At 46.8% G+C, this 12,289-nt stretch carries 14 protein-coding genes; 12 read left to right on the forward strand and 2 right to left on the reverse strand.

Translation table 11 applies throughout. From position 1 onward, the window contains the following. Positions 1–3 precede the first annotated feature (3 nt). Positions 4–1,098: a prephenate dehydrogenase gene (locus AC50YG_RS01100; protein WP_494824098.1), complete on the forward strand. Its 1,095-nt coding sequence runs from the start codon at positions 4–6 to the stop codon at positions 1,096–1,098. Between the two features lie 369 nt (positions 1,099–1,467). Here the strand turns inward: AC50YG_RS01100 and AC50YG_RS01105 are convergent, their stop codons facing one another. Both AC50YG_RS01105 and AC50YG_RS01110 read right to left on the reverse strand, forming a co-directional pair. After that, a complete protein-coding gene (locus AC50YG_RS01105) occupies positions 1,468–2,319 on the reverse strand; it encodes a collagen-like protein (RefSeq protein ID WP_494824099.1) in 852 nt (283 codons plus the stop codon). Positions 2,320–2,599: 280 nt separating this feature from the next. After that, positions 2,600–3,814: an MFS transporter gene (locus tag AC50YG_RS01110; RefSeq protein WP_494824100.1), complete on the reverse strand. Its 1,215-nt coding sequence runs from the start codon at positions 3,812–3,814 to the stop codon at positions 2,600–2,602. A gap of 381 nt (positions 3,815–4,195) precedes the next feature. Here AC50YG_RS01110 and AC50YG_RS01115 point away from each other — a divergent pair, with 381 nt between their 5' ends. The 11 genes from AC50YG_RS01115 to AC50YG_RS01165 all read left to right on the forward strand — a co-directional run bounded on the left by AC50YG_RS01115 (position 4,196) and on the right by AC50YG_RS01165 (position 12,246). Next, positions 4,196–4,792, forward strand: a complete 597-nt coding sequence (locus tag AC50YG_RS01115) for an RNA polymerase sigma factor (protein ID WP_056028760.1) — start codon at positions 4,196–4,198, stop codon at positions 4,790–4,792. After that, positions 4,789–5,391 carry an anti-sigma factor gene (locus AC50YG_RS01120; protein ID WP_494824101.1) on the forward strand — a complete coding sequence of 201 codons (603 nt, stop codon included), beginning with the start codon at positions 4,789–4,791 and terminating at the stop codon, positions 5,389–5,391. Before AC50YG_RS01115 ends, AC50YG_RS01120 begins: the two co-directional genes overlap by 4 nt. Before the next feature lie 82 nt (positions 5,392–5,473). After that, positions 5,474–6,070 carry a histidine phosphatase family protein gene (locus AC50YG_RS01125; RefSeq protein WP_494824102.1) on the forward strand — a complete coding sequence of 199 codons (597 nt, stop codon included), beginning with the start codon at positions 5,474–5,476 and terminating at the stop codon, positions 6,068–6,070. Between the two features lie 247 nt (positions 6,071–6,317). Beyond that, on the forward strand, positions 6,318–7,550 hold the full coding sequence (locus AC50YG_RS01130) for a hypothetical protein (RefSeq protein ID WP_473757503.1): 1,233 nt from the start codon (positions 6,318–6,320) through the stop codon (positions 7,548–7,550). A 106-nt stretch (positions 7,551–7,656) separates the two neighbouring features. Then, on the forward strand, positions 7,657–8,163 hold the full coding sequence (locus tag AC50YG_RS01135) for a gamma carbonic anhydrase family protein (protein WP_494824103.1): 507 nt from the start codon (positions 7,657–7,659) through the stop codon (positions 8,161–8,163). Positions 8,164–8,185: 22 nt separating this feature from the next. Then, positions 8,186–8,365 (forward strand): IDEAL domain-containing protein, encoded by a 180-nt coding sequence (locus tag AC50YG_RS01140; RefSeq protein WP_056028751.1) that lies wholly within the window; start codon positions 8,186–8,188, stop codon positions 8,363–8,365. A gap of 258 nt (positions 8,366–8,623) precedes the next feature. After that, positions 8,624–9,046, forward strand: a complete 423-nt coding sequence (locus AC50YG_RS01145; protein WP_494824104.1) for a DUF2487 family protein — start codon at positions 8,624–8,626, stop codon at positions 9,044–9,046. Between the two features lie 330 nt (positions 9,047–9,376). Beyond that, positions 9,377–9,910 (forward strand): Rieske (2Fe-2S) protein, encoded by a 534-nt coding sequence (locus AC50YG_RS01150; RefSeq protein ID WP_473757500.1) that lies wholly within the window; start codon positions 9,377–9,379, stop codon positions 9,908–9,910. 16 nt (positions 9,911–9,926) lie between these two features. Beyond that, a complete protein-coding gene (gene qcrB, locus AC50YG_RS01155) occupies positions 9,927–10,598 on the forward strand; it encodes a menaquinol-cytochrome c reductase cytochrome b subunit (protein WP_338551698.1) in 672 nt (223 codons plus the stop codon). 19 nt (positions 10,599–10,617) lie between these two features. Further along, complete coding sequence (locus tag AC50YG_RS01160; RefSeq protein ID WP_341283012.1) at positions 10,618–11,496, forward strand: c-type cytochrome; 879 nt, start codon at positions 10,618–10,620, stop codon at positions 11,494–11,496. A 114-nt stretch (positions 11,497–11,610) separates the two neighbouring features. Beyond that, on the forward strand, positions 11,611–12,246 hold the full coding sequence (locus tag AC50YG_RS01165) for a DUF1405 domain-containing protein (RefSeq protein ID WP_494824105.1): 636 nt from the start codon (positions 11,611–11,613) through the stop codon (positions 12,244–12,246). Positions 12,247–12,289: the final 43 nt, after the last annotated feature.

Below are 12,289 nucleotides of genomic sequence, written 5' to 3' on the forward strand. Positions count from 1 at the left end.
GTTATGGTGAAAATAGCGATATTTGGCGTTGGATTAATTGGCGGATCACTTGCCCTTTGTTTTAAGGGCAAGCCGGACGTAACGGTTGTCGGTTATTCAAACCGGGCGTCCTCCGCAGAGAAATATGTCAATCGTGGCGTCGTTGATTCCGCAACGACTTCTGTTCGGGAGGCGGCTGTAGACGCTGACTTTATATTCCTCTGTGTTCCTGTAGGCAAGCTGGAGGAGTATGTAGATGAGCTGAGCCAGCTGCCGCTGAAGCCGGGCTGTATTGTGACGGATGTCGGCAGCACGAAAGCTTCCGTGGCGCTATGTGGACGTAGATTGGAGAGCCAGCCGGGCGTGTCGTTTATCGGCGGGCATCCGATGGCAGGCTCGGAGCGCTCCGGCGTTGAAGCGGCATCGACCCATTTGTTCGAAAATGCTTTTTACGTCCTCACGCCTGACGCGTCGACTCCGCAGGGCCAGCTGGACAAGCTCACCCAGCTGCTTGCGCTGACGAAAGCGCACATTGTCAGTGTGGATGCAAAGTCGCATGATGAAATCGTGGGCGCGATCAGCCATCTGCCGCATATGATTGCAGTTGCGCTGGTTAACCAGATCCGCGGCTACAATGAGCAGGATCAGCTTTATGCTTCGCTTGCAGCGGGAGGTTTCCGCGATATTACCCGTATTGCCTCAGGCGACCCGGTCGTATGGCGCGACATTCTGGTCAATAACAAAAGCGTGCTGCTTAAGCTGCTGAGAGACTGGAATGCAGAAATCTCTACATTCGCAGACCTGCTGGAGCGGGAAGATGGCGAAGGTATTGAGGAAGCATTCCGTACAGCTGGCGAATTCCGCAGCAAGCTGCCTGAGCGCCGCAAGGGCATGCTGCATTCGATCTATGATTGTTATGTGGACGTACCCGATCATCCCGGCATTATCGGTAAAATCGCCAGCGACCTCGGCAAGGAGCGCATCAATTTGAGCAATATCCATATTATTGAGAGCAGAGAGGACGTTCCAGGCGTTCTAAGGCTGTCTTTCCGCACGCAGGAGGATTTGGATCAGGCTCAGCTTGTGCTTGCAGATGCGGGCTTTGCGGTTCATCAGTAACAAGCTAATGCCCCACAGCAGCTTTCGAGCTATTGCGGGGCTTTTTTATTTAGAAACCATGCGTTTGAAGAATAAGCGACATTAGCTGGAAGGGATATAAGCGTTTTCAAAATATATTTCAAAAAAATGAAAACGCTTATTGACATATTGGAAGCGTATACATATAATAAAAGTACAGTATGGTTTCTCTCCACTCCTATCCAAAACTTATGTTCTGTAAATGAACATGGACCGCCTATATGGCGGTCTTTTTTTTGTATTCCGAAAGAAGCTTAAAGGACATTTATAGAGAGATCGTTCTAAATAAAAAAGGCTGACCAGAAGTCATTGCTAATGACTTCTGGTAACAGCCCTGTAGAGTAGACTAGATTATGCTAGTTTTTCAATGACAATAGAGGCACTCACGGTTGGCGTTCCGCCGCCGATAGCGTTTTGCAATACTTGATTGCCCATGTTATCAATACGATTTAAAGTCAATACGCCGCCAGCGGTCAATTGAACAACGACTTGACCTTGGTAAGGATTGTTACCTGCTCCTGAACCGTAGTTGCTGCATGGCACAAGTGTCGCGACAGTTGGGCCTGCTCCATCCGGATCGAAGAATAAACCAAATGCAGAGTTTCCTGCAGTTGGGAACACTTCCCAGCTAATGTTGTAAAAGCCGCTTTCGTTAATGATAATATTGCTTGGTGGGGAGAACGTAAGCGCAGTTGCGTTAATCACCGTATCGTTAAAGGTTACTGCACCTCCTTGCCCTCCTGGTACCGCTGCTGCTGCAACGTTTTGTTCTTCCGTGCTGCATAGGAAGGCGAAGGAAGCGATGCCGCCAGCTGGCCCTTGAGGTCCTTGAGGTCCTGTTAGCCCTGTTAGTCCTGTGGCCCCTTGCACGCCTTGAGGCCCTTGAGGTCCTGTTAGTCCAGTAGCCCCAGTAACTCCAGCAGGTCCTTGAAGTCCAGTAGCTCCAATTGGCCCTTGAGGTCCAGTGGCTCCAGCCGGTCCTTGTGGACCCGTCAGCCCTGTTGAGCCAGCCGCCCCTTGCAGTCCTTGTGGACCAGGTGTAGGGGTAACATTAACTTTAACTTTAGGGGCAGGACACGCTACTTTAACAACTTTTTTCTGTATAATAATATTCTTTTTTCTTTTAGGTTTACAAACCGTAATAACTTTTTTATGACAGCTTTTCATTTTCTTGTTTTTGTTCTTATTAATCGTACAACTCAATGAATACACCTCCTAAGATTTGAGTTATCATACGTAGGAGTTGGAAATTTGGAAGGGTAAAAACCCAAGGTTTACTAGACTAATATCTATCTTTGTGCAAGAAGGGCGAATAACGATAGATGATAGCCTTTTTTATAATAAAACGGATTGTCAAGGGGGTAATAATGGAGGCCATGCTAACTGTATTAGGCGTAGCGTTATGATCAGTACCTAATGAGTAAAAGCATCTCTATCGGGAGTCCTATTAAAGGATCAATTAGAAGACAATTGATCCCATTTTCTATATTTTTATTTGACTCGGTTTTATAAAAAACAAAGCAATTAAGCAGCATCCACAAGCAATAGCTACAAAAATATAAAACAACCATGCGATATGAAGTAGAAGCATGGAAGCCACTAATGGACCACATGCAACGCCTATGAACCTTGTGCTGCTATAAAAAGAAGTGATAGTCCCACGCTGTTTTTTATCTATTCCTTCCGTAATTAACGCATCTAAGCTGGGTAGAACAAGGCCGATGCCTAATCCGCTAATAAACATGAGAGATATTAGGAAAAATAAGCTTTTCGTATTGGTTAATCCACAAATAAGCATGGCAGCGGCGATAAATACAAAACCAACCACAGTTAACCATTTCATTTTTATTTTATTTTTTCCAATCCATTTCCCAGATGCAAAAGAAGCGATGCAAATTGCGCTGAGAGGGATGGCCAGCAGTGTGCCTTTCCAAATACCATCTATATGATAACTATCTTCTAGGATGGATGATAGATAATACAGAAAACCGAACATAATAAACATGGCACTACCGCCAAGTGTAAATATGACATACAGCCACTTCCCATTTTCGGCAAAAATGCTTTTAAGGGAAACAAGAAAATCTCTAAAATTAAGCTTTGTTGTATTTGGCTGTTTAGGTGATTTGACGAGAAAAATAACGGCCAGAATAGATATGGTTGAAATGACTGGAATGACAACCAAGGGAAGAAACCAAATGATTAATGCTAATGCAGAACCTAGAATTGGACTTAAAACCTTTCCTAAAGTATTAGAGGTTTCAATGATGCCAAGTCCATTGCTTACTTCTTCCTCACTTTTATACATATCGCCAACTAATGGCATAACGATCGGGAAGGCGCCAGCGGCTCCGATTCCTTGAATGAGTCTGCCTGCTAAAATGAATGCGTAAACATGATCATTCAGCAGCCATGCAGCTAAACCTGAGATTAAACCACCGACAGCAGCAATACACAGCCCGATGACGATAATTCGTTTTCTTCCGAAACGATCGGAAAGATAACCGGCAAAAGGGATACATAAGATCGATATCGCGGCGTAGACTGTAATAATGAGGCTGGATTGAAGAGAAGAAATATGTAATTTTTTTTGAATAAGGGGAAGGACAGGAATGAGCATTGAATTCGCAAGCGTCATAATTAGCGGAATTGTTGCTAGAGCTGATAAATCCCACTTTTTTGTCTCATTCACATTCATTCCTCCCTTCGTTAAAGTATCATAACCTTGAGCAGTCGTCGTTATACGTTATTTTCGCCCATGTCAGTATTATCAGTAAGGTAGATAGGCAAACGCGATAGTGGCTGAGCAGGATTAGTTGCCTGCTTAACCACTTTTCTTTTGTTCAATAGGGTTAAGGAGGGGAGATTTTCAAAGGCAAGCTCTTTTTTCTAAAAAATTCCTCATTTATCCTTTTGTCGAATTAAGCAGGATTTTGATTATGCGGCGCGAATTTATGTTGTTAGACCAGCGATTCGTAATTTTTATTATACATACCGCAACTTTTTGCTTCCGGCTTGGTACAATTTAATGATAACAGGGCCGGGAAGATGAATTCGCAGGTGGGGAGGTTCGCCTGTCATGACTGATTCCCAATTAATAAGGGAAATTAAAGATGGCAACATTGAGCTTTATTCAGAGCTAATGAGCCGTTATCAGCGCAAAATATTATCTTTTATTTTTCATATGCTCAAAAGCGCGAAGCTTGAGCTGCTTGCAGAGGATTTATGCTCGGAAACGTTTTATAAAGCCTATCGCAGCCTGCACTCGTTTCGTGAGGTGGATGCTTCTTTCTCCACGTGGCTTTACACGATCGCCCGCAACACTGTGCTTAGTGAGCTGCGCAAGCAGAAAGCAGCGAATTTGTCTCTGGATGAATCGGGCATTGTGCCGGTTACGGCCCCCGATGCTGGTCCGGAGCAGCTTGTGCTTCGCAATGAGCGCATGGCGATGGTGCGCGAAGCAATTAATAATTTGCCTGAAAAACAACGGTCCGCACTTATCCTTAGAGAATATGACCAGATGGACTACCAGGAAATTGCCAGCATTTTAGGGCAGACGGTCAGTTCTGTGAAATCCTTGTTATTCAGAGCCAGAGCCAGTGTGAAGGTTCAATTGGAGCCTTATTTTGGCGAAGCTCTCGGAGTGGAAGAATTTGAAGGGATGAAAACGCGATGAAATGCGAAGACGTTCAACACAAACTCCATATGTGCTGGGAGCTGCCGGAGGAAGATCCGCACCGGCAGGAGATGGAGGCCCATCTGCTTGATTGTGAGCACTGCATGGAGCAGCTCCGTTTGTGGGAAGAGAGCGAGGAGCTGATTCGCTGCATTGCCGAGGATGATTCCATAGAACTGCCGCCAATGGATCATGTGACGCGCGGAGTCATGGATCGCATTTATGCAGAGGAATCTTGGCTCATGCCGGTTACACACAAAAGCTATCAGTTTTCTCCTTCCTTTCGTCGCAATGTAGCCCTTGTTGTGGCTGGCTGCATGGCGATGTTCGTTTGTGCGCTCGTCTTTTTCGTCGTGGGCAACGAAACGAGTACAAGTCCGGATCAGTTGGCCCAATTAACAGGATTTATGGATACAGCTAATGCTTCGGGCAGCGGGCTCGTCATTAGCGCTGAATATGAGGTGCCGGTTGCAAGTATCAGCGATCCTTTTGTTCTTAAGGTTGTTCCGGCTTTTCCACAGTATTGGGTGGCGCTGTCGCTGCTTGGCATGGTCATGACGCTGCTTATGCTAAACTGGTTATCAAGAACGCGCAGCTAGCGCAAAGGGCTCCTTGACAGGGGCCCCTTGTTTGCGTTACCTTGCGGTAATAGAGTGCAACTAAGCTGGGGAGGCTGGCGGGATGATAATAGGTCTGGTGCGTCACGGCAATACGGATTGGAATAAGATTGGAAAAATTCAAGGGCAAACCGATATTCCCTTGAATGAGCGGGGAGTTGCTCAAGCGATGGCACTCGCAAGCCGTCTAAGCGAAGATCAGAAGCTGTGGGATGCTGTTATTTCCAGTGATTTGCTGCGTGCCCGTGAGACAGCCCGAATTGTCGCGGATAAGCTGGACATTCCGCTGCTGGCACCGGATGATCGGCTGCGTGAGCGTTTTTATGGCGATATAGAAGGAACGACGGAGCAGGAGCGGATAGCGCGCTGGGGTGAGCAATGGCGCAAAGCTGAAGTTGGACAGGAGTCTGATGAGACTGTGCGCGTGCGTGGGCGTTCTTTTGTAGAGGAATGGCGGCAAAGCAATCCCGAGGGGCGCCTGCTTGTCGTCACGCATGGAAGCTTTCTGGCGCAGCTGCTGGATGAGCTGTGCTCAGGACTTGATAAACAGTTTCTCGATAATATGTCTTATTCCATCCTTCAGTTTAAGGGAAATGATTGGGAGTCCTTGCTCTACAATTGCAGCCGGCATTTGCAGCAGCTCGATCAGGTCGGCGTTTAAAATAATAATGAAAGCTGCTTTATTAATTACAGAAGCAGCTCGATTATATCGATAGCAGCGCCATTCCTCTAACCGGAGGGATGGCGTTTTTTTTGAAAAAAAAGCATAAAAACTATTTTTTCCGGAACTGCGGTTATAAAATCTGAGTTTCTTCCCATAATGGTAATAAAAAAAGGCTGCTCTACAATCATGAGTGCAAGCAAGGCTGTTCATTAAAGCAGCAGTTAAGCGCGAAGGAGGAGAGACTATGAATTTATCGGATATGCTCGGCTGTGCAGATATCGGGCAGCTCAGCCGCATTGCCTCCGTCTATCAATGCGAGTGCAATAGCAACTCCAAAAATGAATTGATTCAGTCGATTCTCGGCGCTGTAAGCCGAAATGATGTTTTCGAGCAACAAATCAGCAGCATGGCAATTGAGGATTTGCGGTTTTTAAACTCGCTGCTGTTCGAGACGAGAGACGCTTTTAGTTTGGAGGAGCTTCTGGCTCGTGCGCAGCAGAGCAGGTTTAATGGTCCTGAGGCAGCGAGCGCGGTTCAAAAGGAAACAAAGGGTGAGCAGCCGGCTGCAGCAGAGAAAGCCTCATCTAATCAGAAACCCGCCAAGCCTGCGCCGAAGCGCCGTTCCAAAAAAACGCCTGTTATGAAGGAAATCAGCCCCCGGGATATAATCGTTAAATTCAAGCATCAGGGCTGGCTGTTCAACGGGTTCACCGGGCAGAATCGTTATTTGTTTCAGGTCCCGGAAGATTTAAAGCAGCGGTTTCGTGAAACATTGAAACGCAAGTTTGCAGCACAGCTTGTGTATGTGGATGAGCCTCATGTGTACCGGGATGAGCAGGAACTGCTGCAGGCTGATATTCGCGGGCTGCTGCATTACATCCATCACAACGAAGTGACGATGGCGGCTGACGGTTCCCTATACAAGCGCTTTAGCTTGCAGCTGCTTGATTTGTTTTCGATCAAGGAGGAGCTGCCGGGCAAGGGAGAGTGGCGATTCGGCTACGGCAAATATTTTCACCATTATCCGAATCGAATGTCGCTGCTTTATGACTATTGCGTGCAAATGAACTATTTTGTAGAGGAGCCTCTTGGCTTAAAGCTCACGCCAGGAGGGCAGGAAAGGCTGCTTACAGCTCCAGCAAATGAATTGCAGCAGTTGTACAAATGCTGGCTTAAGCAGTATAAAGGGCCGATTCCGAACATTTTAGCGCTCGTCCAATGGATTGGCGGACTATCGGATCAGTGGGTAACGGCGCAATCGCTCAGCCAGGTACTGGTTCCGCTCATTAAACCATTCTATTATGATGATGCGGAGCGGATTTTTCAGCACAGATTGCTTGGTATGCTCGTCCATCTTGGTCTAATACGGCTAGGAGAGCATGAGCTGCACGGCATGGTCATCAAAACGACGAAGGCGGGCAAAGCGGTAATGTTGGGCATTAGCCTGGAAGAGCAGAACCGATTATTCATGTATTGACAATGGCTGCGGCAGTTGATAGAATCACCCCACGCTAATGTAAAGGAATGGATGCATAGCAGTATGATGCTGAACTTCCATTGCAAATGAGAGGGGAATTTACGAGATGCTGCTGCCTTATTTGGGAGTAAGACCAACGATTCATTCCAGTGTTTATATCGGAGAAGGAGCGAAGCTGATTGGAGATGTGACAATTGGCCAGTACAGCACCGTATGGTTTAACGCTGTGCTTCGCGGAGATTTGGCGCCGATACATATTGGAAATAGCTGCAATATACAGGATGGAGTTGTCGGGCATGTGAATACGAACCAACCGCTCATTTTGGAAGATGAAGTTTCCATCGGGCACGCGGCGATTATCCATGGCTGTACGATAGGCAAAGGCACATTAATTGGAATGGGGGCAATCGTACTTAACGGCGCGCAGCTTGGTGAATATGCTTTAGTAGGAGCCGGTTCGATTGTTACGGAGAATAAGAAGATACCACCCTATACGCTTTCTCTTGGTTCACCTGCTAAAGTCGTTAGAGAGCTTACGGAGGACGATTTGCTGCGAATGAAACGAACGATGGAAAGCTACGTGAAGAAAGGCGAAGAATATAGGATCTCTTAACGCCGGTGTGGAGGTGTATCCTATGGATAAAATGAAGGTAACGTACGAAGCGATGCTGTCGCTTGCAGCAGAAATGGCCCTGGATGAAGCGGTGCGAAAATTCCGTGCGGAGCGTATATACCGCGAAATTGACCAGTCGCTTGCGGCTGGGGATGAGGATACGTTTTATCGCTTAGCTAAAGAATTGAACGAAATGAAGTGAAGGCATAACGTGGAAAGCAAGAATGAAGGGCAAAATAAGCTTCCATCAGAGGCTACGGCGAGAAAGCTCGCGGGCTGAGGTAGAAGCTTATTTTGCTGTGCATCAAAAAGAATCGGCAGGCAGAAGGGCAACACCCATTGGCAAATGGGGAATAAAACGTTAACATAGACAAAGGTTTGGTATATAAAATGGAAGCTCGTAGGCTTTCGCAAGCTGCGATAAGCCAGCTGTAGCTGCAAGCGGAAGGAGATCTTGGCAATGAAATTTAGCGATGTGCAAGAAGAACAGTGGGAAGAGCTGCGTCCCTATTTGGACACCTGTATGCTGCCTGTCACAGGCATGAGCGGCGAAGAGCAGCCTTATGAGGCGACTGCTGCCCTGGAGCGTCTGCGTGATGTGATGGATCTGATTGAAATTCCTTTTAAAGGACGAGTCGTCACTTATCCAGCGCTTCATTATGTAGGTGCCCGCGCGGCTGTTGATATGATTAATGATGTATGCGCTTCACTTAGAGGCGCAGGCTTCCGATATATAATTGTAGCGACAGCATCCGGCAAGCTGGATTTGGCAGGCGTTCAAGCCGATTTGCTGCTGGGGCCAGATCAAGCGGGCGAACTGCCTCATGCTGCGGACGTGAAGGAGCGCGTTTCGCTGATGTGGAATCCGAAGCAATCGACCTGATTTTTCGAAAATATAGGAAAGAATATGAATTTTTCATCCTTTCTCTATATTTCTCGGAATGAAACACCCCGCGCCGCCAAAGGACGGCGACAGCCGTTTACGCTTGATTTGCATAATTAAACGATTTTCTGGGGAAAACAAATGCCATGCAAGGTTAAATGTGACAAATTAATTACAAATTAAAAATCAACATTTTATTAGGCAGTCAATCATCAGCCATATTCTTGACGCTCCTAAGCACCTAGGCTATTATAAGTATGTCCTAGTTCGTCATGTGTTTTGCTATGCGCAAAACACAAGAAATGGTTGGCAAAGGGGGTAGAACAGAAGATGAGTAACCACGAACATCAAGAATCGGCACACAAGCCGCTTCAACGCAAAGAGATGTCAAGACGGCAGTTTTTGTCGTATACGCTCGGTGGAACAACCGCTTTTATGATGGGCGGAGCCGTGCTTCCAATGGTGCGTTTTGCGGTAGACCCATTATTAGAGAAAAAAACCGAAGGCACCTTTGTTAAAGTAGTAGAAGAGAGCAAAATTACAACAGATCCGCAAGAGTTTAAGTTCCAAATTCACCAAGTTGATGGATGGTACGTCAGCGATCCTGAGCTGTCTGCTTGGGTGTCAAAAGACGCAAATAACAATGTATTTGCGCTTTCACCAATTTGCAAACATCTGGGTTGTACGATTGCCTGGAATGCGAAGGGTAAAGATGAGTATGACTGCCCGTGTCACGACGCGCGTTATACGAAAGACGGCAAGAACATTACCGTAGCACCAAATCCATTGGATGAATACGAAGTGAAGATTGAGAATGGATTTGTTTACTTGGGTCCAGTTAAGCCAAATTCACGGGTAGGCTAAGGAGGCGAATGATCAGATGTTTAAAAGTGTATACAATTGGATCGATGAACGTCTTGACATTACGCCGTTGTGGAGGGACGTTGCGGACCATGAGGTTCCGGAGCATGTTAACCCTGCGCATCACTTCTCGGCGTTCGTCTATTGCTTTGGCGGCTTGACGTTTTTTATTACCGTCATTCAAATTTTGTCCGGCATGTTCCTGACGATGTATTATGTTCCGGATATTCTGAATGCTTATGCAAGCGTTGACTATTTGAACCATAAGGTCGCATTCGGCGGCATCGTTCGCGGTATGCATCACTTTGGTGCGAGTCTCGTTATTGTTATGATGTTTTTACATACGCTGCGCGTGTTCTTCACCGGCTCTTATAAAGCGCCGCGCGAAATGAACTGGGTAGTAGGTATGCTTATTTTCTTCATTATGTTGGGCCTTGGTTTCACGGGCTACCTTCTTCCATGGGATAACAAAGCTTACTTCGCAACTAAGGTCGGCGTTCAAATCGCGGAATCCGTTCCGTACATCGGACCTTACATCGGGAAGTTCCTGTATGGCGGCGACATCGTAGGTGCGCAAACGCTGACTCGCTTCTTCGCGATTCACGTCTTCTTCCTGCCTGGCGCATTGCTTGCTATGCTAGCGGCTCACTTCCTGATGATTCGGAAACAAGGTATTTCGGGACCACTTTAAGCGAAGGGAGGACTTTATGATGGCACATGGTCACAAATCAGACGAAAAGGTTGTATTCGTCGGAGATTCACGGGTGAAGAAAAACAATCATCCGAATATTCCGCCCGACTATACGTCTTTTCCAGGGAAGTCAGAGGCGTTTATTCCTAACTTCCTGCTGAAAGAGTGGATGGTTGGCTGCGTCGTACTCGTCGGTTTTCTCGTATGGACGATTGCAGAGCCAGCTCCGCTTGGCTATCCGGCAGATCCGACAAACGCAGCGTTTATTCCGATGCCGGACTGGTATTTCTTGTTTTTGTATCAATTTTTGAAATATCCATATGTTTCACAGGATTATATCGTGCTCGGTACGATGGGCATACCTGGCGTTATGTTCGGCGGTTTGCTGCTTGCTCCTTTCCTTGATACAGGCAAAGAGCGCAGATTTTATCGTCGTCCGATTGCTTCCTCGCTGATGATTTTATCATTGATCGCGACAGTGTATTTGACGGTTGTATCTTGGGATCACTACCAGCACCAGTTGGAAATTACCAATACAATTCCTGAGCATCACGTTCGTGAAGAGAAAGCCAGAGAAGCGGCGGCTAAAGGTGAAGAGGCTCCTAGCACGACGAAGAAGCCTGAAACTGCGGCCGTTGCAATTGTAGAAGCGGATGATCCAGCACATAAGCTGATGGAGCAATCCAAATGTCTGACCTGCCATGCAGCAGACATGAAGGGTAACCCACCGCAAATTCCTGCACTTCGCGGTATTGGCGATGTCTTGTCCAAGGAAGAGATTGTCGCTACCGTCACGAACGGTAATGGCAATATGCCTGCCTTCAAAGACAGCCTGAGCGCTGAGCAGATTGATCAAATTGCAACGTGGCTTTCCAAGCAGAAAGCTGCAACTGAATAAAAAAGTAACAGCAAGAACCTGATTGCTTCATTGCAATCAGGTTCTTTTCAAACTTATTAGGCAAGGCAATGTTCGGACGGTACAACAAGGCTGGGAATATAGGGGTTGAAAACAATGGGATTGTCATGGTTATGGAGCCGCATGCTGTGGATGAATCGCACGATCTTGTGGCTGCTGTTTATCGTTAATTTTTTAGGGACCGTTTACGGTTACATATGGTACTGGAATCAATTGGTTTATACTTATGAACGTTTTCCGTCTTGGCTTCTTGTATTTGTGCCGGACAGTCCGACGGCTAGTTTATTTTTTACGCTTACTCTGCTTTACTTGCTGTTCCCGCCGCCTGAATCGGCATCTAGATTCGTTCAGGTGACTAGAATGATTATCGAAGGACTTGCAGTTGTCACGTCGGTGAAATATGGCTTGTGGGCGGTGTCCATGATCGTGGCGACGGGAGCGCAGGGCGGGGAGCTGAATTGGCAGCACGGCATGCTCGTTTTTTCTCATCTTGGCATGGCTGTAGAGGTGCTTCTGTATGCTCGTTTTATGAAAGCGGGATTCAAGGCAGTCGTTGTTGCCACAGCCTGGCTGCTGCTTAATGACACCATTGATTATACGTTCGGCGTATTCCCGTGGCTTGCTGATGAGCTGATGGACGATTTGCCGCAAGTTCGCCTGTTTACATATAGCTTATCCATCTTTAGCTTTGTCGTGGGCTGGCTGGCGCTCCGAGCGAGAAAACAAGCATAAAAAAGCATAACGATGGACATCCCCTCATAAGCTTGATTATGGG

It is taken from the genome of Paenibacillus sp. J31R34 (assembly GCF_059383715.1).